Consider the following 24,144-nt stretch of genomic DNA (forward strand, 5'->3'; position numbering starts at 1 on the left):
AGTGCATCGGCGCTCGGGGTACCGTTGCCGGCCACGAACTTGGCCTCGTCGGCCCCGTCCACGTCGGTCACAGTCAGCACGCCGCTGTCAGTCAGCACATCCGGGCTGGCATCTTCGGTCACCGCGCCAGTGTCAGCACCGGCAATGATGGCGGCATCATTGACCGGCGTGACAGTCCCGGTCACGCCACCAGTGGCACTGTGCAAACCATCTGTGATTGTGTATTCGAACGAAATATTGCCATTGAAATCAGGGGATGGCGTAAATACCAGCTGGCCGTTGGTCAGGGTGACGGAACCATTGCCAATCGCCACCGAGCCACCTTCGGCAATGGCCTGGCCATTGACGGCGGTGATGCTGAGGCGATCGCCATCCAGGTCGGAGTCGTTGCCAAGCACGTTGATGGTGACTGTCCCGTCCTCTTCCACGGTAAACTGGTCGTCCCCTGGCACAGGCGCGGCATTCACCACGCTGTTGTCAGTGCCCTTGGGCGAGGTGTTGCCAGCAGGATCGGTCAGGGTGGCATCCACTGTGATGGGGCCATTGACCGGCAGATCTGTGGTTGGAATGGTCAGGGTAACCTGGGTCTTGCCGATGTCATCAGCGGTCAGAATGGAGCTGGAGTCAGGCACCCCGTCCCCATTCCAGTCCACATCGAGGCGATCACCGACTTTGGCATCGGCTGGCAAACGTATGATGACATCCACACCGTTCTCGCGCTCATTGGCTGAGATGACGTTGTCCGCACCATCCTGGATCTCCACCAGCGGAGCAGAAGGGGCCGTGCCGTCCACGCTGCCATCATCGGTGGCTGTGCCTGTGTTGCCGGCAGGATCGGTGACATTGGCAGTGACCGTATAGGAGCCGTCCGCCAGCGGTGTGGTGACATCCACGCTGAAGGAGCCATCCGGATTGACGGTCGTGGTCAGGGTCTGTTGATTGCCATTGGCATCCGTGATCAGCAGGGTCACTGTGCTGCCTGCGGGGGCATCAGTGGCACCGGTCAGAGTCGGGGTCGTGTCATTGGTATTGTCCGGGGCGGAGACTGTGATCACCGGTGGCACCAGATCGATCAGCTGATCTTCCTCACCCGCGAACGCATCGCCAATCACTCCCGTGTCGGCCTGGTTGGCGGTATCAAACCCAGCCGCCGCTATGGTGGCATCGCCGGTACGATCTATGGTGACGAAACCACCGTTGCCGCTGGCGCCCGCCACACCGCCGATATTGCCGCCACCTGCGGCAGGAGCACCGCCGGCAGCCGCCGCTTCAAACGCCTTGGTCGGATCGGCGCCACCCAGGATGGCTTGTTGCAGGGCTGCTATGTCATCGGGATTGCCGGCAGGCACATTCTGGGCAAGCTGCGGCTCTTGAGACGTTTCATCCTCAACCTGCTGCTCGTTGGTCGGGCTCAGGGTGAAAGTCTGGTTGCCACCCTTGAAGCTGGCGCCTTCAGGAGTGATCAGCACCGCATCCTTGGGCAGGATATCGCCTTCGGCGAGCTGCTTCTGGCTGCCATCTGCGGCGACCAGGTAAATCTTGCCTTTCAACTGGGTAACGACGACGTCCTGATCCAATGCGATATTGTGGCTGTTCATGTTCTCTCCTGAATCTCTATTGGCATGCAATATTCCACCGTCTAATGTGCCCGTGAACGGCGCCAGAAACCAGTTAGAAAATTCGAATGGATAGACTGATTTGAAGCTGGATCGGCCGGTTAAACAGAAGGGTCAATGACGGAGGTAGGAATTAATAAAATCAAGATGATCAATGCGTTGCATTTTTATGATGGGAGCACATGGCTGTGCTCCCATCCGGGTCATGATCAGGCGCCCGCCCACAATAGAATGGCGAGCAACTGGGGGGAGATGATCCGCAGGAACATCACCAGAGGGTAGACGGTGGCGTATGACAAGGCACTGGCGCCACTGGTGGGATGCATGCCGTTGGCAAATGCCAAGGCGGGAGGATCCGTCATGGAACCGGCCAGCAATCCGCACAGGGTGAGATAGTTCATCTTGCCATACAGGCGTGCCAGCACACCGACCACCAGCAGCGGGATCAGGGTGATCGCCATGCCGTACATCATCCAGGCCGGGCCGTCGCCGTTGATCAGGGTGTCGATGAAACCGGCACCTGACTTGAAGCCTACCACGGCCAGAAACAGCACTATGCCGATCTCCCGCAGCGCCAGGTTGGCGCTCGGCGGCATGAACCAGTAGAGCTTGCCGATGCTGCCGATCCGCGACAGGATCAACGCCACCACTAGGGGGCCGCCCGCCAGACCCAATTTGAGTGCCGCCGGGAACCCGGGCAGATAGAAGGGGATGGAGCCGAGCAGCACGCCAAGGCCGATGCCGATGAACACCGGCAGCATCTGCACCTGCTGCAGCTTCTGCTGTACGTTGCCCACCACATTGGTCACCGCCTCTATGGCGTCGAGTCGACCCACCAGGTTGAGGATGTCACCAAACTGCAGGCTGGTCTGGCTGGTCGGCACCAGCTCGATACCGGCCCGGTTGAGGCGCGAGATGACCACATCGTACTTCTGCTTGATGTCGAGATCGCGGATCTTCTTGCCGAGCACCTGCTCGTTGGTCACCACCACCCGCTCCACCCGCAGATCTGTGCCTCGGGTCGAGAGCGAAGTTTCCACCTCCTCCCCCAGCACCAGCAACACCTTGCGCAGCGCATGCCGCTCACCCACTAGGTGCAACAGGTCGCCGAGTTCAATGCGCGAGTCCGGCCGTGGCACCATCAGCTCCTCGCCACGCTTGAGGCGGGAGCAGATGACATCGGCTTCGTCCAGGCTCGGGATCTCCCCCAGCATCAGGCCGTGCATGTTGGGGTTGCGCACCGCTATGTTGATGGTCTGCAGGCTCTCCTTGGTCTTGCCGGCCTGTTGCTCGAACTGGGCTGCTTCTTCGTCGATCTTGATGCGAAAAAACATGCGAATGAGCCACATGGTGAGCAGGATGCCACAGATGCCGAACGGATAGGCGACGGCATACCCCATGCCCATCAAACCGGTCGAACCGGGCACAGCCCCCAGCTCAGCCAGGATCTGCTGACCCGCACCGAGGGAAGGCGTGTTGGTCACGGCGCCGGAGAAGACCCCCAGGATCACCGGCAGCGGCACGTCAAACAGTTGATGCAGCGCCGCCGCGACCGCGCAGCCAAGCAACACCAGCAGGGCGGCGAAACCATTCAGTTTGAGGCCGGAACTGCGCAGGGAGGAGAAAAAGCCGGGACCGACCTGGATGCCGATGGTGTAGACAAACAGGATCAGACCGAACTCCTGAATGAAGTGCAGGGTCTGCTCATCCAATGCGAGACCCGAGAGGCCGGCGAAGTGGCCCACTATGATGCCACCGAACAGCACACCTCCGATCCCCAAACCAACGCCATAGACTCGCCAGTTTCCCAGCCAGAGCCCCAGCACTGCCACCAGCGACAACATGCTGATGGAAAGCGCGATATCACTCATTTCGTGCATCCTTTGCGAATTGAACTGTCCCTAGCTTGTCAGCAAACGCCGACGCCAACTGTGTGATACCGCACGAATTTATCCTTTTGAGCGGCAATAAATACCAATTAAGGGCTAGTCAGGCGACATAACCATAAATGGCCATAAAGTGACAAACACTGCCGCCCAGTACAAACAGATGCCAGATGGCGTGGTTGTAGGGGATTCGCTTGGCCACATAGAAGATGACCCCCAGGCTGTAGATGAGACCACCGAGCCCGAGCAGCAGCAAGCCTTCCCCCTCCAGATGGATGTAAAGCTGATAGATGACCACCAGCGACAACCAGCCCAGCATCAGGTAGGTAAACAGCGACAACTTCTTGAAGCGGTTGATGAAGAGCAGCTTGAACACCACCCCCGCCAGTGCCAGTCCCCAGATCACCACCATCAATCCCTGGGCCAGCGGGGTATCGAGCGCCACCAGCAGGAAGGGGGTATAGGTGCCGGCGATCAGCAGATAGATGGCGCAGTGATCAAATACCTTGCACCAGCACCTGGCGGCCCCTTCCGCCATGCTGTGATAGAGGGTCGAGGCGAGATAGAGCAGCACCAGGCTGCCGCCATAGAGGCTGTAGCTGATGAGCGCCTGGGTGCCCTGTTCCCAGCCCTTGTTCAACAACAGGATCAATCCCAGGATCCCGAACACCAACCCCAAGCCGTGGCTGAGGCGATTGGCCAACTCCTCGCGGGGAGAATAATCCGTCACACTGCTCATTGCATACTCCTGCCCAAACTGGGCTCACTCTAGCCGCCGCCATTTCAGAGTACAAGTGTTAGCTTAAAGAGGATGGCATCTGATTTGGCCAGCGCTCATGGCTGTCACCCGTTTGCCTTTGGTGTATGCTCTGCGGCCGATGCCCACGTAGCTGTTGCCGCCACGGCTGCTCACCACCCAGTGACTCCCTGGCAACCCGGTCTGGAGAACCTGATGAAGTTGACTGAACTGTTTGCACTACCGGATCCGGCCTTCGGCCAGGCCGTGACGGCCCTGCTGGAGACCTTCCACCACTCGGATGACAGTCAGGCCCCCTACCAGCGCGACCACTTCACCCACCAGCTCGATCAATCCTGCATGCCGGCCGTCGGCATCTCCATGGATGACTACCTGGCCCGGCTGGCCAGTCTGGTGCCCGGTGCTTCCCATCTCACCTCACCACGCTACATGGGCCACATGACGGCGCCACTGCCGGCCTTTACCGCCGAGCTGTCGCGCCTGCTGGTGATGCTCAACCAGAATCCGATGAAGATGGAGTCCTCCCGCCTGCTCAGCTTTCTGGAGCGGGAGGTGCTGGCCAAGCTGCACCGCCTCATCTATCGCGCCGACGACGCCTTCTATGACGAGCAGATGCATGCCAAGGATGCCGCCCTCGGCGTCATGACCAGCGGCGGCACCATAGCCAACGTCACCGCCCTCTGGCTGGCGCGCAACCGTGCCTGTGGCGACAACCTGTTCGCCCTCTATGAGCAGGGCTATCGCGGCGCCGTGATCTTGGGCTCGCGCCTGATGCACTACTCCTTCGACAAGGGGATGGATCTGCTGGGACTGGGCGCGCATAGCGTCTGGCGCCTCGCGACCGACGACCAGAACCGGCTTGACATGGCGGCACTGGAGCAGGCACTCATCCAGTGCAAGGAGCAGAAACTCAAGGTGCTGGCGCTGATCGGGGTGGCCGGCAGTACCGATTTTGGCTCCATCGATCCCCTGCCCGAGCTGGCGGCCATCGCGGCCCACGAGCAGATCCACTTCCACGTGGACGCCGCCTGGGGCGGCCCGACCCTGTTTTCGCCCCGCTATCAGGGACTGCTTGCAGGAATTGAACTGGCCGATACCGTGACCCTGGATGGTCACAAGCAACTGCTGGTACCGCTCGGTACCGGCATGCTGCTCTGCCGCCAACCGGACCTCATGATGACGGTCAAGCGGGAGGCACCCTACGCCATCCGTGCCAGCTCCTTTGATCAGGGCCGCTTCACCCTGGAGGGCACCCGCCCCGCCAATGCACTCTATCTGGATGCCGCCTTCCAGCTGTTTGGCCAGCAGGGTTACGCCCGGCTTATCGAGGCCAACTACGACAGAGCCCGCCTGATGGCCGCGCTCATCAATGCCGACCCCGCCTTCGAACTGATGTCGGCCCCTGTGATGAACCTGCTCTCCTACCGCTGCATCCCCCCTCATCTGCAGGGCAAGGCGCCGGACGAGCTGGCCAACGACCAGATCAACGCATTCAACGTCGCATTGCAGAAAGCCCAGCGGGCCGAGGGGCACAGCTTTGTCTCCCGTACCCAGCGGGCGGTGGGGCGCTACGGTGCCCAGCCGCTCACCCTGCTGCGCGCCGTGCTGCTCAACCCGCTCATCGAAGAGCAGCATATTCGTGAGCTGCTGGCGGACCAAAAGCGGTTGGGTGACCAGATTTCCCGCCAGCTATTCGGCTAGGCAGGCGGCAGGGAACTGGACGCCAAATGGGCGGTCTTATTCATTTGCCGTTGTCTACCTTGCAGGTAGACTGGACAAAATTTTGCGGTCTAATTTTTGAGGGCTATGAGCCAGACATGAAGCAATTTATTGAATTTATTCCACTTATCGTTTTCTTTGCGGTCTACAAGTTCTACGACATCTACACGGCCACCGGCGCCCTGGTGGTCGTGACCGGTCTGCAGCTCATCTACAGCTGGGTGCGTTATCGCAAGGTCGAGAAGATGCAGCTGTTTACCTTCCTGCTGGTCGGTTTCTTCGGCGGCCTCACCGTCTTCTTCCACGACGATACCTTCATCAAGTGGAAAGTGACCGTGATCAATGTGCTGTTTGCACTGGGCCTGCTCATCAGCCGCTACGGTTTTGGCAAGAACCTGATCAAGCAGATGCTGGGCAAAGAGCTGCAAGCGCCGGATGCCATCTGGGATAGAGTCAATCTGGCCTGGGTCGGCTTCTTTACCGCCTGTGGCCTGCTCAACCTCTACGTAGCCTTTAACCTGCCGCAGGAGATGTGGGTCAACTTCAAGGTGTTCGGCCTGCTTGGCATGACGCTGGTGTTTACCCTGCTGAGCGGTGTCTATCTCTACCGCCACCTACCCGCCGAGCAGAAAGGCGAGCTGAAAAAATAACCGCCATCAGAAAAGGATCCTCTCATGTGGTATCTCATCTACTCCGAAGATGTTCCCAACAGCCTGCCGCTGCGCAAGCAGGTGCGCCCCGCTCATCTGGCCAGGTTGCAGGCCTTGCAGGATGAAGGCCGGTTGCTGACCGCCGGCCCCAACCCGGCCATCGATGCCGACGATCCCGCCGATGCCGGCTTCACCGGCAGCACCGTCATCGCCGAGTTTGCCAGCCAGGCCGATGCCAAAGCCTGGGCCGATGCCGACCCCTATGTGGCGGCCGGTGTCTACGCCAGGGTGGCCATCAAGCCGTTCAAGAAAGTGTTCTGACAGAACGCCATTCCCAAAATACAAAGAGGCCGGATGCTGGTGTTCAACCAAGTCCGGCCTCTTTTTATTCAGCGGCATCACAAACGGGCTCACGCCCTAGCGACAAACCAGGGATTGAGGATGTCAGGCTTGTTGTAGACCAGGGGCGACCCATCGAGCTGGGTCACGCTGCCTCCGGCCCCTTCCAGCACCGCCTGCGCCGCAGCTGTATCCCACTCGCAGGTAGGTGCGAGGCGCGGATAGAGCTCGGCTCCCCCTTCGGCAATGACGCAGAACTTGAGAGAGCTGCCCATGGAAACCAGCTCAATCTCGCCCCGCGCTATGTCACCAAAGCGCGCCAGGTAATCCAGGGTGGCCTGGGACAGATGATTGCGGCTGCCCACCACCCGCCAAGGCGCCCCCTCCTGATGAGGCAAGGTCTGAATGGCTTCGCGCTTGTCATCGGCCACACGCCAGGCCCCCATCCCCTTGCCGCCATACCAGAGCCGGTCCAGCACAGGGGCATAGACCAGCCCCCACAGCGGCTTGCCATCCTCGATCAGCGCGATATTGACAGTGAACTCGCCGTTGCGGGAGACAAACTCCTTGGTGCCATCGAGCGGGTCCACCAGCCAGTAGCGTGACCAGCCATGGCGTAACTCCATCACCTCGGGACCGGACTCCTCCGACAATACAGGAATATCGGGGGTGAGCCCTGTCAGCGCCTGCACTATCACCTCATGCGCCCCCTTGTCGGCGGCGGTCAGCGGGCTCTCGTCACCCTTGTACTCCACCGTAAAGGGCTGGCTGTAGAGGGCCATGATGGTGTCACCGGCGGCGCGGGCTATGGGCTCCAGCTCGGAAATTGCAGGAAAAAACATAGAAAAGACATCCTGGTCAATTGGTTAGCACAGTGTACCCATTTTGAATGAGGGAGGCTTATAGCCGTTTGCTCTGACTTATAAAGTGTCATAAATGACAGACAAAAAATGGCGTAACTCGGCTAATTCTCAATAGCTATCCCGCACAACACAAGGACGTGAAGCCATGAACTACAAGACCCTGACCGCCACCCTGCTGCTGAGCTGCCTGCCCCTGTTGAGCCAGCCTCTGCTGGCCGCCGACAAGCCGGCTGCCAAGCCAGCCACCACAGTCACCACCGCGAAAGAGAGCGGCAAGGTGAACCTGAATACGGCGAATATCAATGAGTTAACTGCTCTCAAGGGGATCGGCGAGAAGAAGGCCCAGGCCATCGTCGACTTTCGCGAGAAGCAGGGCAAGTTCACCACGGTCGAACAACTGGCCGATGTCAGCGGCATAGGGCCGGCAACCCTGGAAGCAAATCGGGACATGATCATCGTCAAGTAACCGCTTTGGACCTCCCCATCATGAGGGCAGCCTGTGGCTGCCCTATTTTTCTTCGGGTATCATGAGCCCACTTTGTATCTCTGGACTCTCTCCATGAAAAAGACACCGCTCGTTGTACGCAAGGCCGTTCTTCCTGTCGCCGGTTTGGGCACCCGTATGCTGCCTGCCACCAAGGCCATCCCGAAAGAGATGCTGCCGGTAGTCGACAAGCCGCTGATCCAGTATGTGGTGCGCGAAGCCATCGCCGCCGGCATCAAGGAGATCATCCTGGTGACGCACTCGAGCAAGAACTCCATCGAGAACCACTTCGACAAGAGCTTCGAACTGGAAGCGACACTGGAAAAACGGGTCAAGCGGCAGCTGCTGGAAGAGGTACAACACATCTGCCCCAAAGACGTCACCATAATGCACGTCCGTCAGGGCGAAGCCAAAGGCCTGGGTCATGCCGTGCTGTGTGCACGCCCGCTGATCGGCGACAACCCGTTTGCGGTCCTGCTGCCTGACGTGCTGATCGATGAAGTGGCCAGCAACCTCAAGCAGGACAACCTGGCCGAAATGGTGCACATGTTCGAGGGGGATCAGATCAGCCAGATCATGGTAGAAGCCGTCCCCGAAAGTGAGGTGGACAAGTATGGCATCGCCGACATCAAGGGCGAGGCCCTGAGCGAAGGCATGTCCCTGCCGATGCAGGCCATCGTCGAGAAGCCGCCCCGTGACGAAGCGCCTTCCAACCTGGCCGTGGTCGGCCGCTACGTGCTCTCCTCCAACATCTGGCCGCTGCTGGAGAAGACGCCTGCCGGTGCCGGCGACGAGATCCAGCTGACCGACGCCATCGCCATGCTGATGGAGCAGGAGCAGGTCAACGCCTACTTCATGAAGGGTCGCAGTCACGACTGCGGCAGCAAGATGGGTTATATGAAAGCCAACGTGGAATATGCCGTGCGCCACCCGGAACTGAACGGTGAATTCATTGCGTGGCTGAAACAGTTCGTCAAACAGTTGTAATAGCTGAATATTTAACCTGTTAATAGAATTATATACTGGGCATCATTCGATGCCCTTTTTCATTTTATAAACAAATATTCAACCATTGATAGATAAAATATCGCTAAATCATAATATTGTAATTTAATCACGCTTGTTCTATAAGGATTAAGGCTTGTTCCTAGCCCTTGCATAAAATTCCTAAAAAAATATAAGACACAGGTGGAAGTTCCAATGAATAATCCGTCCAAAGGGACCTTTTTAGGTCACCCTAAAGGGCTTTTTTTGCTCTTTAGTACCGAACTGTGGGAGAGATTCTCCTATTACGGCATGCGTGCCGTGCTCGTCCTCTATCTGACTGACATGACTGCCAACGGCGGCATGGGCTGGACTCAGGCCGACGCCCTCAAGCTGTACGGCATCTATACCGGTCTGGTCTACATCACCCCCATCATAGGTGGCTGGCTGGCGGATACCTTCCTCGGCCAACGCCGTGCGATCCTGATCGGTGCCATCTTCATGGCCGCGGGTCAATTCACCCTGGCCCTGCCGCACGCCATGTTCCCGGAGATGGTCAACAACGTCTTCTACGCGGGCCTGGCCCTGTTGATCCTGGGTAACGGCCTGTTCAAACCGAACATCTCCACCATGGTGGGTGACCTGTACAAAGAAGGTGACCACCGTCGTGACGGTGCCTTCACCATCTTCTACATGGGCATCAACCTGGGTTCCCTGCTGGCCGGCGTGATCTGTGGCGCCGCCGCGACTGCCTACGGCTGGCAAGCTGCCTTCGTCAGCGCCGGTATCGGCATGCTGCTCTCCCTGGTGGTGCAGGCCACCATGGCCCAGCGTTTCCTGGGTGACATAGGTCGTGTGCCGGCCGCCCAGCGCGCCGCCGAACAGCGCTCCAAGGAGCAGAAGGCGCCGCTGACCAAGCAGGAAGTGGATCGCATCAAGGTCATCCTGGTACTGGGTCTGTTCACCATCATCTTCTGGGCTGGCTTCGAGCAGGCCGGTGGTCTGATGAACCTGTACGCACAGGAATATACCGATCGCATGATCGGCAGCTTCGAAGTGCCGACCGCCTGGTTCCAGTCCCTGAACCCCTTCTTCATCATCACGCTCGCCCCTATAGTCGCGGCCATCTGGATCAAGCTCGGCAGCAAAGAGCCGAACTCCCCTGTGAAGTTCGCCATGGGTCTGCTGTTCCTGGCCGTGGGCTTCCTGTTCATGATCGGTGCAGTGCTGGAGCAGGGTGGCGATCAGGCCGTCAAGACCTCCATGTTCTGGCTGGTCGGTGCCTATCTGTTCCACACCCTGGGTGAGCTCTGCCTCTCTCCGATCGGTCTCTCCATGGTGACCAAGCTGGCTCCGCTGCGTCTGGCCTCCCTGATGATGGGTGCCTGGTTCGGCTTCGTTGCCTTGGCCAACTACATCGCCGGCTTCGTCGGCTCCTTCGTCGGCGAGTCCGGTGCCATTGCCATCTTCGGCGGCATCGCCATCGCCGCCGTGATCAGTGCCCTGATCCTGCTGACCATGGCCAACCGCCTGGTCTACTGGATGCACGGTGCCGAAGGTCCGGCCAAAGAGCCAGAAGAGCACGACAAGAAACTGCAGTCTGCCACCGTCTAACCGGTTCGGATTGTGATGAACAAACAGGGCGCCCGATGGGCGCCCTGTTTGTTCCTGTCCGCGACAGATCTGCCTCAGTGGTGACGTACCTGCACATGGAGGGCGCTGCCGCTGTCACTGCGAAACTGCAGGTCAAACGGCTCGTGCCAGCTGCGCTTGTGCAGCGCGTAGTGGCTGCTGCGCAGCAAACCGAGTGGCAGGCCGCCAGAGCGCATCAACCAGTGCGGTGAGGTGAGCCCGGCATTGGCAAACACCAGACCATCTTCCTGATCGAACAGCAGGGCGGCCATGGCGAAGGAGTGGCGCAGGCCGGATTCGACGAGCTGCAGGTTGAGGTAGTCGAGCAGCCGGTGCGGCTGGGTCAGCAGCAGGCTCTCCTTGTGCTGAAACTGGCGATAGGGAGCATTCATCAGGGAACGCACCAGGGCGCCGCAGAAGGCGGCATCCACACCGAGGACCGGCAGCTCCATCACCAGCACCAGCAGCTTGTCGTCCAGCTTGAAGGTGTCCGGAATGAACAGGTTGCCCATCCCCTCGAACGTCACCTGCCAGGGGCCCCACTCCTGCAAGCCGGGTGGCCTCAACCAGGCCAGCAGACGGGTGGCCGCCTTGTCGTGATCGCGAAAGAAGTCGATGTGATCCATCAACTCCAGTTGCTGCCCGTGACCATAGTTGGCCGCCAGACACTGATCTATGCTGCGGCGCACCTGACCGAAGTCCGAGACCGGCTTGATCAGAAAATCGCGGGCACCGGCGCGCAACGCACGCTCGACCGCCTCCATCTTGCTCTGCCCGGAGATGACGATGACGGGGATATGGGGATAGCGGGCAGACAGGCAGGCGATGACCTCATGCCCATCCATGTTGGGCATGTTCAGGTCGCACAGCACTATATCGGGGTGGTAGAGCGCGGCGGCAGAGAGGCCTTCAATCCCGTCCTCGGCCTGGAACACGCACGCCCCGTCATGCTCGAGATAAGTTACCAGCGAGTGGCGAAAAACTGCTTCATCTTCCACCACCAGGATCCGTAGTCCGGCTTTTGACATCTTGATAAAGCTCTTATTAGTCAATTAGTTATTTAAGCATTAAGCCTAGACCATAAGGGACGGGCTTGACCAATCAGATGATTGCATAATCGCAATTGCGGGTATGCAATATGGCTATCCTGGCAGCCAACTGTTTGAAAAAGAGCAGGTAATGACGCCAGCGCGGTGCAATGAGTCCGGTGAGAATGCTGGCCTTTCGGCCAGCCAGCCACCCGCAAAAAGCGCCATACAAGTACGCATGCCGAGCTCATTTCACGCCCGCTATTGCCACCAGGGTGGAACCCAACTTCATTCCCGGGCCACAAACTGGCCTGCCGGCCCCCTGCCCGAGCGGCACGAATTGTATGAGACCCCGCCATGGGGGATAATGCCCTCCACTCCAGATCGTGAAGAGCACCATGACACCAGCCGAATACAGCGCCCTCGCCCATCCCAGATTGTCCCATCCGGCTCGCAGCCTCTATACCCTGCAGCTGCGCAGACTGGTACAGGAAAATCAGCTGGCCCGGCTCAACTATCCCGAACTTGGGCGAGCCTTGGCGGTGGTCGATCCCGGCGATCCCAGCGGCTTTTGTTTTCAGGTCAATGCCCGCCAGCTGACCGAGCTGTTCGACGAGCTGATGGAGGCCGGGTTGTTGCAGGTCGAGGCGCAGGCCGACAGTGAGCACTACCATCAGTGTCCGTTCCTGCTGCCGCTGCTGACCCAGAAGGTGCGCAGCCCGCTGCCGGAGCGCCCCTTCCAGATGCACCTGCAGTGGCGCCCGGATGAGGAGCTGCCCGCCCTCGCCCGCCTGTGCGGGGTGATAGATGCCAGCTACAACGAAGAGGATCTGGGGGAGTTCATCGCCTACTGGCTGGGCCGCCCCGAGGTGTTCGACTCCCAGCATCAATGGATGCTCAAGTTCATTCGTGCGCTCAAGACCCGCCGCTACGTCCGTCGCCAGCCGATGGAGGCGAAAGGTTACCAGCAGGTCACGTCAGCCCCAGCAGATTCAGGCCCGAGCAAGCGGGCGCAGCAGATGATAGAAGAGGCCAAACGGCTGGCCCAAGTGCAGCCCCAGGAACAGGCGCCGCAGCAGGAACCGGATAATGATTGATAGCGGCCCCCGCCTGCAGGCAAAATCAGTGCCTTGTCCCCCCATCCCTGACACAGCAGAAGGAGCATTCCATGACTGACCCGCAAGATCCCCTGCGCCAGGAGCTGGAAGAGATCGAAGCCAAGCGCAAAAGAATCGCCAAGGCCAAACAGGACCACAGGGTGCACGATACCGAGCTGAGCCAGCACGTGGGCGGCCTGCTTGAACGCATTCGTCGTCTGCAGGCCCAGACTGGTGGCAGCCAGTATGACTACGAGACCCTGCGCAAGGAGTACGACGCCAAGGCCAACGCCGAGGTGCGCGAGCTGCAGAAGGCGGCTCGCCAGGAGCGGATCCAGAAGCTGATCGCCCAGGCCGACCTCAACCCGGACTGGGTATTCGAGAAGATGGATGCCACCGATCCGGCGCTGCAATACCCCATGGAGACGGCTCGCTACTTCATCAGCGGCTTCGAGCACTGGGAGAAGAGCGGCGGCGGCTGCATGCTGATCTATGGCGACTACGGCACCGGCAAGTCGACCCTGGCGGGCGCCGTGGCCCATGAGCTTATCGAGCGCCATCAAAAATCGGTGATCTTCCAGCAGTGGGCGTCCATTGTGGACCGCCTCTTCTTCAACGTGATCCAGGATCAGGAGGAACGCAACCAGTACCGCCGTGCACTGGAAGAGGTCGACCTGCTGATCATCGACGAGGTGTCGGCCAACCGCGCCAAGATGGCGGAGAGCCAGTCCAGCTTCCTCGGCCACCTGCTGCGCCGCCGACGCAACCTGTCAAAAAGCGTCATCATCATCACCAACCACAGCCCCCAGAGCCTGCATCAGGCCATCGGCGACTTCAGCTTCGAGGCGATCAAGGCATTCAATCCGGTGGATATCCACCTGAGCGGTCCCAGCCGGCGCCCCAACATAGGCCACTACAACGGCTGATCCTGTGCGAGCCCGGGCCACCTGCCCGCGGCTCGCCGCATTTCCCCTGCTCATCCCCTCAAATAAAAACAACTCTCATTTACAGCGCTGCGCCAACCCTCTAGGCTAATCCTTTCACCACAGGGAGCAGCACAATGCCAACCACACTCATCTTCGGAGCCAGCCGCGGGCTGGGCCGCGCCTTCACCGAGCACGCCCTGCGCCAGGGCCACAGGGTCGTGGCCCTGGTCCGTAACCCGGAGATGGCCGCCGAGCTGCGCGCATTGGGAGTCGAGGTGGCTGAGGGAGATGCCCTCGCCCCTCAGGCCGTCGCGCAGGCTTGCTCACTCGCAGGTGACGAGGCCGGGGTGATCTCGACCCTCGGCAGCTTCCGCCAGCCGGCCCCCGTCGATTATCAAGGCAACCGCCTGGTGATCGATCAGATGGAGCTGGCCGGGCTCAAACGCCTGCTGCTGGTCACCTCGCTGGGTTGCGGCAACAGCTGGCAATACCTGCCCGAGCGGGCACGGGCCGCCTTCGGTCATGAGGTGCGCTTGAAAAGCCTGGCGGAGAGCTGGCTGCAGACCAGCGCACTGAGCTGGACCATAGTTCGCCCGGCCGGCTTGCAGGATGGCGAGGCCACCGGGCAGGCCGTGTTGAGCCAGGGGAGCGAGGTGCACGGTCTGGTGCGCCGCGCCGATGTGGCGGACCATGGGTTGCAGCTGCTGAGCGATGAGCAGGCAGTGGGACAGATCTACGCCATCGGCGATCCCACCCTCAGCCGGGGGTGAGCAATCCGGATAACAAAACGGTCAGCCCCAAGGCTGACCGTTTTACTGTCTGATGTCGTCTAGCTGGCAGAGGGGCCAGGCTCAGTTGCCGTCTCCGCAGCCACCTCGCCCACAAGCGACCGCTGGCGCCAGCGCAGCAGCAGACAAGCCAGACCACCGTAAAGCAGTGCCAGCCCCCACAACTGCCACCAGTAGCGGGAAACCTGGGCGAACTCGGCCCCCATCTGGTTGAGGCGCAAGAAGCCCTCGATGGCCGGAGTGCTCGGCACCCACTGGGCCAGCCAGTTGAGGGGGGGCGGGATCAGCTCCAGCGGCCAGATGAAGCCCGCCAGGAAGACCAGCGGCATGGAGGAGAGCAATACCACCTGGGTCGGCAGATCCCGCCGGGTAAACAGGGCCCCCAGCACTATGCCAAGCCAGGTGGTCGCCAGCAGGAACGGCAGGGTGAACAGCCACAACTCTGCCGGCTCGGCGGTGCGCACTATGTTGTAGTGATCGAAGCAGAAGCCGAAGAAGTAGGTCACCGGCAGCACGAACAGCCCGCCCACCACCAGGGTTCTGGCCAGCAGCAGGGCAAGCACGGGGGCGCTTTGCCAATAGCCATGCTCTCCGCGAGCACTGCGCTGATTCTGGGTCGCTCCCAGGATCCCGGTGCCCATCAGCAGCACCTGATGCAGGATCAGCACGAACACGGCTGGCACCACGTAGTTCACATAACCCATGGTGGGGTTGAACACCGGCAGCACATTGAGCCCGACCGCATTCCAGCCCATGGCCGCCTGCGGCAGCGCCTCGCCCTGACTGAGCAAACGCGTGACCTTGATCTGGGCCGCCAGGCTGCCACCCGCCAGCGCCAGCCCCTCGGCTATGGTGCCGTAGACCAGGAAGTAGGAGGCATCACCGGCATAGCTCAGGGTGACGCTCCTGCCCTGCATCAGATCCCGGTAGAAGTGACGGGGAATGTGCAGTATGCCGCTCCCCTTCCCCGCCATCAGCAGCTGGCGCGCCTCTTCCAGGCTGTTGGCCCGTGCCACCAGTTTCACCTGCGGGGTGGCATCGGCCATGAACTCCAGCTGACGGGAGAGCTGACTGCCATCCTCATTGACCACCACCACAGGCTCTTCCCTTGGCAGTTGCTGCAGGTAGGGCTGCGGGTAGAGGAAGGAGTAGAAGAAGACACCACCAAACAGGGTCAGCATGATGGCCCGATCGGCCAGCAGGGTGCGCAGCTCCAGCCGCAGCAGATCCCAAAAACCTAGCATGACATCCACTCCTTCCACTGCCCGGCAGCAGAGCACGGTTCGAGCCGTATCAAACCCCAAAAATCTAGCATGAGGCAGGCTCCTTATCGGCAGCTTGGCGCGCCAGCTCGGCCTGCTGCTGGTAACGACGAACAACCAGCAACAGGGGCAGCAGGAACAGCAGCAAGGCGCCGAACTGGGGCAAGGCCGCAGCGAACGGCTGGCCGTAGTTGGTCTGCCCTATCTGCAGCTCCACATAATGGGAGATGGGCAGCAGGCTGCGCCAGAACTGGGCGAAGTCCCCCATGGCACTGACCGGAAAGGTCACGCCCATGAAGGCAAAGCCCGGTGCCGTATAGGCGCCCGCCAGCGACAGGGCGCGGGCCGGATCCCGGATGACGCCGTAGAAGAAGGCCCCCATGCTGACGCAGGCGGCCGAAGCCAGCCCCAGTCCCAGTGTCAGCACCAGCCAGCTACCTTGCATCGGATAGCCAAACGCCTTGAACAGCATCAGGCTCCACGCCAGACCCCAGGCCCACCCAATCAGCACATGGGGCAGCAAAGTGCGCCAGAGGCCGAACCAGACCCCTTGGCTGGTCCAGTCCAGCCCCAGCCGATCGGTACGGGCCAGGGCGTTGATCCCATAGAGCACCACCAGGATCTGCCACACCGCCGGCAACAGGGCACTCAGCAGGAACTGGGCATAGCTGGAGTTGATGTTGTAGAGCGCAGTCACCTGATTGCTGATGGGCACGGATTGCCCCAGGGCGCCGGACATGACCTTGCCATCGGCCATGGCGGCCAGTACGCCCACCTGGCCGTTGAGGGTCCCCACCACCTGGGACAAGGCCGAGTTGACCAGCTTGGCGATCAGGATGAACTGGCTGTTGTTGAACACTGTCACCTTGGGCTGGGTACCCTGACGGGCATCCCGCTCCAGATGGTGAGGGATCACCACCAGGGCATAGATGTCTCCCCCGCGCAGGGCGCGTGCCCCCTCGTCGATGGAGTCGAACTGGCCGGCAAGGCGCAGGCCGGCGGAACCGTCCAGCGAGAACGCCAGCTGACGGGAGAGGACGCTCTGATCCAGATCCACCAGACCGACGTTGAGATCCCGGGCCAGCCCGGCCGAGAAGATCCAGCAGAGGGTTCCCATCAACAGCAAGGGAACCCAGCTCATCAGGGCACGACCGAACGGATCCTGCCACAACAGCCGCCATTCACGTCTCATCAGAGTTCGACCAGCACACTCATGCCGACTCGCAGACCGTCAACCGGTTGCAAGGGGCGCGCCTCCACCTGGAAGCTCTTCATGTCGAAGCCCTGACGGGTATCCGTGGCACGCCAGGTGGCAAAATCCCCCATCACGGCCACGTGGGTCACCTTGAAGCGCACCGTCTGCTCACCCAGGCCCGGAATGGTGGCATCGAACTCAGTGCCCAGCGAGAAGCGGGGCAGCAGATCTTCACGCACATGGAACTGGGCCCAGGCATCGCTCATGTCGAGCAGAGTCACCACCGGGAAGCCCTGCGGCGCCAGTTCGCCGCTGCGCAGCAGCACCTGGGACACCTCCCCCGCGTGCGGGCTGGCGATGCGGGTATCGGCCAGATAGGCCTCCACTTCCGCCACCGAGCCCGCCGCCATGTTGGCCTGCTCGCGCGCCGCCACCTTGGTCTCTTCCCGTGCCCCTTCCAGGGTCATCTGGTATTGCTGCCAGGCCATGCCTTCACTGTACTTGGCTGCCTGCCAGGCGGTCCAGGCTTCATCCCGTTTCTGCAACGGCATCACGCCATCCCGGTGCAGGCTGGCAATGCGCTCATAGGTCTTGGCCCGCAGCAGGGCTGCCGCCTTGGCCTTTTGCCACTGATCCTTGGCGCCTGCGATCTGCTGGGCACGCGCGCCCTTCTCCGCTTCCTCGGCCATGGCCCCGGCTGCGGCCTGACCCGCCTTGGCCTGGCTCAGCTTGGCCTCGATCTCGGGGCTGGCTAGAGTAAACACCAGCTGATCCCGGGCCAGCTGGTCACCCTTCTTCACCAGCACCTCGTCGATGCGGCCCGCCACCTTGGAGGAGACCGAATACTGCTGCGCCTCAACCTGGCCCTGCAGGCGCACCGGCTCGGGCTGATAGGCGAGCCAGAAACGCCAGCCCAGCCAGATCACCAGCAGGACCAGCGCCAGTGGCAGCAGCAGCGGCTTGGCCTGGCTCATCTTCTTCTTGATGGGGGGATGACTCATGCATTCACCTCGACAAACGGGCGACCCTTGGCGGTCGAAACAGACATGGAAAACGGGACAGACAGGGCCTCGATCATGAATTCACCTCGATCGCCTGACCATGCTGATATTGATTGAAACTGTTCATCTGACCGGAGAGCGCCAACAGGCGTGCCAGCGAGATCACATATTGATAGGCCGCAGCGGCACGCTGGGTCTTGACCCCGGCCAGCTGGTTCTGGGCATCCACCACATCCAGCGAGGTGGAGAGCCCCTGCCCGAATGCCTTGTCCCGCAGCAGCACGTTCTCCTCGGCCAGCGCCTGAGTGGAGGAGAGAGACTGGTACTCTTCCAGCCCCTGCGCCGCCTCGCGCCAGGTCTTCTCGACCAGCAGCTCCAGATCCTGGCGGGTTTTGGCTTGCAGCAGATTGACTTGCAGCTCCGCGCTCTTGGCCGCTTGTACCGTCTCGGAGCGACCGTCGCGGCTCACCAGCGGCATGCTGACGCCGACCCCGACCAACCAGTCCGGCGTGGTCTTGGAGGCCAGCGAATCATCCTCATAGAGGTTGTAGTTACCAAACAGGAACAGCTCGGGGGCATATTTGCCTTTCTCCAGCTTGATCATGCCCTGAGCCTGCTCCTTCTTGGCAGCCAGCAGCTTGAGGCCGGGATGCACCGCCAGGGTTTCCTGCACGAAGGCATCGAGTTGCGGCATGCTGTCGTTGATGAAGAGCTGGGTATTGGGTTCAGCCTGCTTGAGCTTGAGCATGTGGCCGAGTGCCAACTGGGCAATCTCCAGGCTTCGGCGGGACTTCTGGGTATCGATGCGCGCCCTGTCATAGGCCGACTGGGCCGACAGCCGCTCAACCTTGGCGATCTGCCCCTGGGCCTCCAGCTTCCTGGCATGATCCAGATGATGAGCCAGCCCCTGCTCTATCTCCTGCTTGGTCTGCACCACCTGTGCCGCCAGCACCACCCCGAAATAGGTCTGGGAGAGGCTCTCGAAGGTGGATTGCTGTTTGAGCACCAGCAGCTGCTGCGCCTCGCTCACCTGCGCCTGGCGAATGTCCTGCGCGGCATCGATGCGACCACCGGTAAACAGCGGCCACAGCATCTTGACCGAGCTGGTTACCACGTTCTGCTTGGTCAGGGGAGTCACGAAATCACTGGCGGAGAGATTGAGCGCCTGCATGACGGGCGCAAGCACCTTGCCAAATTCCGGATGGTTGGCGATGGGGTTGAGATCCATCATGTCCAGTTCCATCGGCTGATCGAGATGGGTATAGCTGGCCCCCACGTCCACCTTGGGCAGATACATGGCCTTGGCCGCCTCGCGCAGTTGCTTGGCTCTATCCACACCGGCCTGTTCCGCCGCCAGCCCGTCATCCTGCTGGATGACCCGGCTCCAGGCTTCGCCGAAACTGACCGTCTGCGCCTGGGCAGAACCCAGCACGGCCCCCAGCAGACACGGGCAGAGAGATTTGATGAACCTTGACGTCATACATCCCCAATCTGTTTGTAATGAAATTGTTTGGAGCCTTTGCTCGATTCAAGCCCGCTATCATAGCGCAAACCCCAACCGGATGGGGACAGGCAAATAGTCGAGTCCCTCGCTCATTTGACCCCGTAAACTCACCCCGACAATATGCCTGATTTTCAAGCACTCCTGAATTTGCAAGCCTTGGCGCGACGTTTTTTTCAGAAAAAAATGGCTGACGCTCAAATACTAACCTTTTCTCCTGACTAAAAAATGCGTAATATACGCCGCCCTAAGCCGATGGTAACCGTGGAATGCAGATAGGTCCCCACACGCTTGAAACTCCCTTGATTGTGGCTCCCATGGCCGGTGTAACAGACCGACCATTTCGTGAACTTTGTTTGCGATTGGGCGCTGGCATGGCCGTTTCCGAGATGCTGCTGGCCAACCCGGATGTCTGGGATACCCAGAAAACCAGGATGAGAATGGATCACTCTGCAGAAGGTGGCTTGCGATCGGTCCAGATTGCCGGAGCCGACCCCGAGATGATGGCGTTTGCCGCCCGCTACAACGTGGAGCAGGGCGCTCAGATCGTCGACATCAACATGGGTTGTCCAGCAAAAAAAGTGAACAAGAAGTTGGCAGGTTCCGCCCTGCTGCGCCATCCCGATCTGGTCAGAACCATCTGCCGGGCCGTAGTGGATGCAGTGGATGTGCCTGTTACCTTGAAGATCCGCACAGGATGGGATCCGGATAACCGCAATGGCGAGGAGATCGCCCGAATCGCCGAAGATTGCGGTATCGCGGCCCTCGCCGTGCATGGTCGTACCCGTGCCTGCCTCTACCGGGGTCACGCTGAGTACGACACGATTAAGGCGATTAAGCAGGCCGTATCGATTCCTGTTGTCGCCAATGGCGACATAGACAGCCCGGAGAAGGCCCGGTATGTCCTCGACTATACCGGCGTTGATGCCGTGATGATCGGCCGTGCAGCGCAAGGACGACCCTGGATTTTCCGGGAAATCCGTCATTTTCTTGAGACGGGCACCAAGCTGCCGCCTCCCGAAAGGGAAGAGGTTCGCACCCTGATGAACGAGCATGTAACCAACCTGCACCAGTTTTATGGTGCATATCTGGGAGCGCGCATTGCTCGTAAACACGTGGGCTGGTATCTGGATGAAGAAGAGACGGGCCGAGAATTCCGTAAGCACTTCAATGCCCTGGATTGTGCAGACGCACAACTAGAGGCACTCGAAGCGTATTTCGATGGATTAGGTTAACGCATAACTAAAGAGCCGACCGAATATGTTCGAACAAACCCTGACTTCTGATGCATTGGTAACAACTACTCACAATCACGCTGCCGAGCCGACCCAGCGCCCCCTGCGTGACTCTGTGCAACAGGCCCTGCGTAACTACCTGGCCCAGTTGAACGGTCAGGAAGTGATTGATCTGTACGATATGGTCCTCTCCGAAGTCGAAGCTCCCATGCTGGACGTGATCATGCAATACACCCGCGGTAACCAAACCCGCGCCGCTGTGATGATGGGCATCAACCGTGGCACCCTGCGCAAGAAACTCAAGCGCTACGGCATGAACTAAGCCTCAACGACTAAGCTATTGAAAATAAAAGCACTTTCATCTTTATGAAAGTGCTTTTTTAGTTTTGAACCCACATTTGAACCCACAGTTACAGGGACAGATACCTTTGTTGATGATCACAAAACAGCTAACTTGACTCACCTATTTCACCTCGCAACCCTCCCCTATTCATCTATAGCCCTGTCCGTCTAAACATGTTCATCTGCGATTCAAGCAGTGACTCTAGTTGACAAGTAATTGACTACGTTACAAACGACAGTAGATGCGAGCTCAAGATAGCCAATACTTTCATACAACATGATTTATCCAGAAGCCATGAACTCGCATTTTTAATATTGCTGCTATACATCACCTTTACATCAAATGAAACAAACGTTTCCACACAATGTGGCGCATATGTCAGCGACAAAGCATATCTTGGATTTCTTTTACCGAAAAAGGTGGTTCCCGGCTGTGGGCTACTGCATGGCAGTTCGGACACAATGGGATCAGGTCAGCTCTCGGGTCTATGAGATAGCTAGGGCCCAACAATGAGATAGGAGTCGTATGATGAACCTCTATTATCTCAGTTGCGTTCGGGCCGTATTTATCTGCCATTTTTAAACCACATGCAGCACAAGAGTACCCGTGAATGACCAGTGCAGCAGCGCGATTTCGTCTATCCCGCTCATAACGGTTTACCTCCACGCGTAGTAATGCACCTTCTGGTAAACCTAGCACATCACTGTGACTCTCATTATCTTCAACTGGGAGTAGAACAAGAGTAGCTGCAACAGTTCTAGTAGCCCATTCTTCAATTAGCTGAGCATCGGTTAAAATATTTCCATCATTAATGGCAAGCATACCTTTACTGATAGTGAATTCGAAATGTCTCCAAGACTCATCCCAAATACATTTCTCCGAAAACCTAATGGAAACACCATTCACTTTCACATCAACTTCAGCACCAAGCTGCACACACTCATCCAGAATAGTTAGAAATGTATTGCGCCCCACAGGTTCAGCCGCATGCATCAGGGAAATCAGTTCAGCGCCAAATGCACCTGGACGAAATCGGGAGGTTAGTCTACGCCAGCCGACCTCTAAGCGAACGGTAAAAGTTTGACTTGGCACATGACCTGCTGGTGATAATTCATACCAACTGATGCCATCACCTGTCTGACCGGCCTTGCAAACGAACTCAAGACCTGACTTGTGTGACAGGATTTGGGCCAAAACTTGATGATCAAGCACGTTCATTCGCCCTCGCTATCGAGCGTGTCCGGCAACGTTTCAACCAATTTTTCCAGAATGCGAGAAATCTCGAAGCGCATATCTTGGAACAGGGATGCAGTGTCATCCTGTACAGTAGACAACTCAGCTACTGCCAGCGCCCACATCAGGGAATCCAAGCCTTGCATAGTTACACTACGATTCAAGTTGGGTACGTAAACTTTATGATAATACGGATGGCTAGTATTGATCTGGACTGCTCGGTGCTGTTCTATAATGGCTGGTTGAAAAAGTAAACCATTATTGATCCCATCAACAGGTTGAATGAAGACCTCTCCCGGCCGCTTGGCCGATGCAATCGTCAACTTTAGCAGTGTCCTTCCGTGCTTGTTATTAACCTCGGTAAAACCAGTTTCCCGATTGATTGATCCAATCTTCGGCCCTCCAGCGATAGCCTCACGATTGCGAATATTGTTGTTCGATATATCGTGTGCTCCCCCTCCCTTTTGGGAGATCAACTTTTGTTGCCCCTCACGGGAACGACGATTTGCCTCACGCCTTGGCGATGGTAAAAAAGATTTTTCTAGCCAATCAGCCAAGCTTTCATTCAGAATTATTTGGGATTTTTTGATATCCAAATGGAAAGCGTCATCTAACTGATGATCAAATGAAAATTCAACCCGAAGCAAGGTAAGATGGGGTTCTTTCTGGTAGATGCCTAACCAGTCTGCGTCATGGATCAGCCGGTTTTCCCGGTAGATGTACATTCCTTGCCGCGAGTTAGCAAGCATCGCATTTTTTGCTGCGTCCTCATTAGGAAACTCTTCCTTTCGCGGCAAGACGTAGGCTTTAATCGTAAATGAGGCTTTTCGATCCTCTCCCATCTCCACTTCAATGGTCTCATTCGCCAGTAGCTCCGAATAGGTTGTCTGGAAAGGATCCCATGCTTTAACAGGATGGCCATTCAAGGTAATAGAAACATTGGATGCTCTATTGTCTTCCGGATCAAGGAAGCGTTGATAAATCATCGCAAGGTGCTGCCTAAGCTCAGCCTCTTTCGTATCCAGTGCTTTATTTGCATATTTTCCTGTTGGGCTAGCATAATCCTTGATTAAGCGATCTACTTTTTCCCACAAAACAACAGTACCAGAATTTTTTGATGCAACACGTTCTAACACATCAATTGCATCGTCATCGCATTCTCGCGTCATCAGTAGTGCCCACTTTTTAACGTCAGCAACGTGGTCAAGATCCCACGTTGCCATACACGGTGGTGTGTTTCCATCAGGGCGGGAAATAACGGAGAGTCTTTTACAAAATGCGGTAGAGGCAGTTTTTAGGCCAAGACCATATTTTCCTAGACTAGCCGGGTTAGGGCGAGAAGGAGAACCATATTGCATTGCTTTTTTCAAACCCTCAACATCCATGCCATCTCCGTCATCTGCGATTATCAGACGGATATTACCGCGGAAGTCAGCAGCTAGATCGAGCACAATATTTCTAGCATTAGCTGCAATAGAGTTATCAACAATATCAGCAACCGCAGTATTAAATTCATACCCAGTGTCCCGTAAACCAACGATTACGCGCTCAGGGTCAGGGTTTAATTCTATTTCTTCAAAATTTTCATAAGCAGCCATTCTTTAG

General features: G+C 58.5%; 22 protein-coding genes. 11 read left to right on the plus strand and 11 right to left on the minus strand.

The genetic code is table 11. The annotated features are described in order from the left end of the window. The 3 genes from BN1128_RS02710 to trhA all read right to left on the minus strand — a co-directional run. A partial coding sequence (locus BN1128_RS02710; protein ID WP_042866142.1) for a retention module-containing protein occupies positions 1–1,598 on the minus strand: 1,598 nt, incomplete at its 3' end. A gap of 227 nt (positions 1,599–1,825) precedes the next feature. After that, a complete protein-coding gene (locus tag BN1128_RS02715) occupies positions 1,826–3,487 on the minus strand; it encodes a putative transporter (RefSeq protein ID WP_042866143.1) in 1,662 nt (553 codons plus the stop codon). A gap of 118 nt (positions 3,488–3,605) precedes the next feature. Further along, positions 3,606–4,241, minus strand: coding sequence for a PAQR family membrane homeostasis protein TrhA (gene trhA, locus BN1128_RS02720; RefSeq protein WP_042866144.1), 636 nt, complete (start codon positions 4,239–4,241; stop codon positions 3,606–3,608). A gap of 213 nt (positions 4,242–4,454) precedes the next feature. Between trhA and BN1128_RS02725 the strand changes: the two genes are divergently transcribed. From BN1128_RS02725 to BN1128_RS02735, 3 genes are all read left to right on the plus strand, one after another. Continuing rightward, entirely contained in the window at positions 4,455–5,960 is a 1,506-nt protein-coding gene (locus BN1128_RS02725) for a pyridoxal-dependent decarboxylase (protein ID WP_042866145.1), read from the plus strand. A gap of 116 nt (positions 5,961–6,076) precedes the next feature. Further along, on the plus strand, positions 6,077–6,628 hold the full coding sequence (locus tag BN1128_RS02730; protein ID WP_042866146.1) for a septation protein A: 552 nt from the start codon (positions 6,077–6,079) through the stop codon (positions 6,626–6,628). A 24-nt stretch (positions 6,629–6,652) separates the two neighbouring features. Beyond that, positions 6,653–6,949 carry a YciI family protein gene (locus tag BN1128_RS02735; RefSeq protein ID WP_042866147.1) on the plus strand — a complete coding sequence of 99 codons (297 nt, stop codon included), beginning with the start codon at positions 6,653–6,655 and terminating at the stop codon, positions 6,947–6,949. Positions 6,950–7,038: 89 nt separating this feature from the next. Here the strand turns inward: BN1128_RS02735 and cysQ are convergent, their stop codons facing one another. Continuing rightward, a complete protein-coding gene (gene cysQ, locus BN1128_RS02740; RefSeq protein WP_042866148.1) occupies positions 7,039–7,809 on the minus strand; it encodes a 3'(2'),5'-bisphosphate nucleotidase CysQ in 771 nt (256 codons plus the stop codon). 166 nt (positions 7,810–7,975) lie between these two features. On the opposite strand from cysQ, the gene BN1128_RS02745 reads away from it, so the two are divergent. From BN1128_RS02745 to BN1128_RS02755, 3 genes are all read left to right on the plus strand, one after another. Beyond that, positions 7,976–8,296: a ComEA family DNA-binding protein gene (locus tag BN1128_RS02745; RefSeq protein ID WP_042866149.1), complete on the plus strand. Its 321-nt coding sequence runs from the start codon at positions 7,976–7,978 to the stop codon at positions 8,294–8,296. A 93-nt stretch (positions 8,297–8,389) separates the two neighbouring features. Continuing rightward, positions 8,390–9,301 carry a UTP--glucose-1-phosphate uridylyltransferase GalU gene (galU, locus tag BN1128_RS02750; protein WP_042866188.1) on the plus strand — a complete coding sequence of 304 codons (912 nt, stop codon included), beginning with the start codon at positions 8,390–8,392 and terminating at the stop codon, positions 9,299–9,301. Between the two features lie 213 nt (positions 9,302–9,514). After that, positions 9,515–10,912 (plus strand): peptide MFS transporter, encoded by a 1,398-nt coding sequence (locus BN1128_RS02755; protein WP_042866150.1) that lies wholly within the window; start codon positions 9,515–9,517, stop codon positions 10,910–10,912. Between the two features lie 74 nt (positions 10,913–10,986). Here BN1128_RS02755 and BN1128_RS02760 read toward each other — a convergent pair whose 3' ends face one another. After that, positions 10,987–11,958 (minus strand): response regulator, encoded by a 972-nt coding sequence (locus BN1128_RS02760; protein WP_042866151.1) that lies wholly within the window; start codon positions 11,956–11,958, stop codon positions 10,987–10,989. 398 nt (positions 11,959–12,356) lie between these two features. Here BN1128_RS02760 and BN1128_RS02765 point away from each other — a divergent pair, with 398 nt between their 5' ends. The 3 genes from BN1128_RS02765 (at position 12,357) to BN1128_RS02775 (ending at position 14,751) form a co-directional block, all read left to right on the plus strand. After that, positions 12,357–13,055 (plus strand): DnaT-like ssDNA-binding domain-containing protein, encoded by a 699-nt coding sequence (locus BN1128_RS02765; RefSeq protein ID WP_042866152.1) that lies wholly within the window; start codon positions 12,357–12,359, stop codon positions 13,053–13,055. A 71-nt stretch (positions 13,056–13,126) separates the two neighbouring features. Then, entirely contained in the window at positions 13,127–13,981 is an 855-nt protein-coding gene (locus tag BN1128_RS02770; protein ID WP_042866153.1) for a DnaA ATPase domain-containing protein, read from the plus strand. A gap of 134 nt (positions 13,982–14,115) precedes the next feature. After that, on the plus strand, positions 14,116–14,751 hold the full coding sequence (locus BN1128_RS02775) for an SDR family oxidoreductase (protein WP_042866154.1): 636 nt from the start codon (positions 14,116–14,118) through the stop codon (positions 14,749–14,751). 59 nt (positions 14,752–14,810) lie between these two features. Here BN1128_RS02775 and BN1128_RS02780 read toward each other — a convergent pair whose 3' ends face one another. The 4 genes from BN1128_RS02780 to BN1128_RS02795 all read right to left on the minus strand — a co-directional run bounded on the left by BN1128_RS02780 (position 14,811) and on the right by BN1128_RS02795 (position 19,707). Then, a complete protein-coding gene (locus BN1128_RS02780; protein ID WP_042866155.1) occupies positions 14,811–16,013 on the minus strand; it encodes an ABC transporter permease in 1,203 nt (400 codons plus the stop codon). A gap of 64 nt (positions 16,014–16,077) precedes the next feature. Continuing rightward, positions 16,078–17,223 carry an ABC transporter permease gene (locus BN1128_RS02785; RefSeq protein WP_042866156.1) on the minus strand — a complete coding sequence of 382 codons (1,146 nt, stop codon included), beginning with the start codon at positions 17,221–17,223 and terminating at the stop codon, positions 16,078–16,080. Then, positions 17,223–18,227, minus strand: coding sequence for an HlyD family secretion protein (locus BN1128_RS02790; protein ID WP_082030339.1), 1,005 nt, complete (start codon positions 18,225–18,227; stop codon positions 17,223–17,225). Before BN1128_RS02790 ends, BN1128_RS02785 begins: the two co-directional genes overlap by 1 nt. A gap of 73 nt (positions 18,228–18,300) precedes the next feature. After that, a complete protein-coding gene (locus BN1128_RS02795) occupies positions 18,301–19,707 on the minus strand; it encodes a TolC family protein (protein WP_042866157.1) in 1,407 nt (468 codons plus the stop codon). A gap of 290 nt (positions 19,708–19,997) precedes the next feature. Between BN1128_RS02795 and dusB the strand changes: the two genes are divergently transcribed. Together dusB and fis are read left to right on the plus strand one after the other, a co-directional pair. After that, entirely contained in the window at positions 19,998–20,963 is a 966-nt protein-coding gene (gene dusB, locus BN1128_RS02800; protein WP_005318109.1) for a tRNA dihydrouridine synthase DusB, read from the plus strand. Between the two features lie 25 nt (positions 20,964–20,988). Further along, complete coding sequence (fis, locus tag BN1128_RS02805) at positions 20,989–21,285, plus strand: DNA-binding transcriptional regulator Fis (protein WP_005309538.1); 297 nt, start codon at positions 20,989–20,991, stop codon at positions 21,283–21,285. Between the two features lie 399 nt (positions 21,286–21,684). On the opposite strand, the gene BN1128_RS24385 is transcribed toward fis, so the two are convergent. Together BN1128_RS24385 and BN1128_RS02810 are read right to left on the minus strand one after the other, a co-directional pair. Next, positions 21,685–22,524: an HNH endonuclease gene (locus tag BN1128_RS24385; protein WP_082030340.1), complete on the minus strand. Its 840-nt coding sequence runs from the start codon at positions 22,522–22,524 to the stop codon at positions 21,685–21,687. Further along, positions 22,521–24,137 (minus strand): ATP-binding protein, encoded by a 1,617-nt coding sequence (locus BN1128_RS02810; RefSeq protein ID WP_042866158.1) that lies wholly within the window; start codon positions 24,135–24,137, stop codon positions 22,521–22,523. The genes BN1128_RS24385 and BN1128_RS02810 overlap by 4 nt, the downstream gene beginning before the upstream one ends. Between the last annotated feature and the right edge of the window lie 7 nt (positions 24,138–24,144).

It is taken from the genome of Aeromonas piscicola (assembly GCF_000820005.1).
Classification (GTDB): domain Bacteria; phylum Pseudomonadota; class Gammaproteobacteria; order Enterobacterales; family Aeromonadaceae; genus Aeromonas; species Aeromonas piscicola.

Bases quoted from the DNA above. Each gene is read 5' to 3' on its own strand.
- BN1128_RS02715 (WP_042866143.1), bottom strand. From the start codon at position 3,487: ATGAGTGATATCGCGCTTTCCATCAGCATGTTGTCGCTGGTGGCAGTG.
- trhA (WP_042866144.1), bottom strand. From the start codon at position 4,241: ATGAGCAGTGTGACGGATTATTCTCCCCGCGAGGAGTTGGCCAATCGC.
- BN1128_RS02725 (WP_042866145.1), top strand. From the start codon at position 4,455: ATGAAGTTGACTGAACTGTTTGCACTACCGGATCCGGCCTTCGGCCAG.
- BN1128_RS02730 (WP_042866146.1), top strand. From the start codon at position 6,077: ATGAAGCAATTTATTGAATTTATTCCACTTATCGTTTTCTTTGCGGTC.
- BN1128_RS02735 (WP_042866147.1), top strand. From the start codon at position 6,653: ATGTGGTATCTCATCTACTCCGAAGATGTTCCCAACAGCCTGCCGCTG.
- cysQ (WP_042866148.1), bottom strand. From the start codon at position 7,809: ATGTTTTTTCCTGCAATTTCCGAGCTGGAGCCCATAGCCCGCGCCGCC.
- BN1128_RS02745 (WP_042866149.1), top strand. From the start codon at position 7,976: ATGAACTACAAGACCCTGACCGCCACCCTGCTGCTGAGCTGCCTGCCC.
- galU (WP_042866188.1), top strand. From the start codon at position 8,390: ATGAAAAAGACACCGCTCGTTGTACGCAAGGCCGTTCTTCCTGTCGCC.
- BN1128_RS02755 (WP_042866150.1), top strand. From the start codon at position 9,515: ATGAATAATCCGTCCAAAGGGACCTTTTTAGGTCACCCTAAAGGGCTT.
- BN1128_RS02760 (WP_042866151.1), bottom strand. From the start codon at position 11,958: ATGTCAAAAGCCGGACTACGGATCCTGGTGGTGGAAGATGAAGCAGTT.
- BN1128_RS02765 (WP_042866152.1), top strand. From the start codon at position 12,357: ATGACACCAGCCGAATACAGCGCCCTCGCCCATCCCAGATTGTCCCAT.
- BN1128_RS02770 (WP_042866153.1), top strand. From the start codon at position 13,127: ATGACTGACCCGCAAGATCCCCTGCGCCAGGAGCTGGAAGAGATCGAA.
- BN1128_RS02775 (WP_042866154.1), top strand. From the start codon at position 14,116: ATGCCAACCACACTCATCTTCGGAGCCAGCCGCGGGCTGGGCCGCGCC.
- BN1128_RS02780 (WP_042866155.1), bottom strand. From the start codon at position 16,013: ATGCTAGGTTTTTGGGATCTGCTGCGGCTGGAGCTGCGCACCCTGCTG.
- BN1128_RS02785 (WP_042866156.1), bottom strand. From the start codon at position 17,223: ATGAGACGTGAATGGCGGCTGTTGTGGCAGGATCCGTTCGGTCGTGCC.
- BN1128_RS02790 (WP_082030339.1), bottom strand. From the start codon at position 18,227: ATGAGTCATCCCCCCATCAAGAAGAAGATGAGCCAGGCCAAGCCGCTG.
- BN1128_RS02795 (WP_042866157.1), bottom strand. From the start codon at position 19,707: ATGACGTCAAGGTTCATCAAATCTCTCTGCCCGTGTCTGCTGGGGGCC.
- dusB (WP_005318109.1), top strand. From the start codon at position 19,998: ATGCAGATAGGTCCCCACACGCTTGAAACTCCCTTGATTGTGGCTCCC.
- fis (WP_005309538.1), top strand. From the start codon at position 20,989: ATGTTCGAACAAACCCTGACTTCTGATGCATTGGTAACAACTACTCAC.
- BN1128_RS24385 (WP_082030340.1), bottom strand. From the start codon at position 22,524: ATGAACGTGCTTGATCATCAAGTTTTGGCCCAAATCCTGTCACACAAG.
- BN1128_RS02810 (WP_042866158.1), bottom strand. From the start codon at position 24,137: ATGGCTGCTTATGAAAATTTTGAAGAAATAGAATTAAACCCTGACCCT.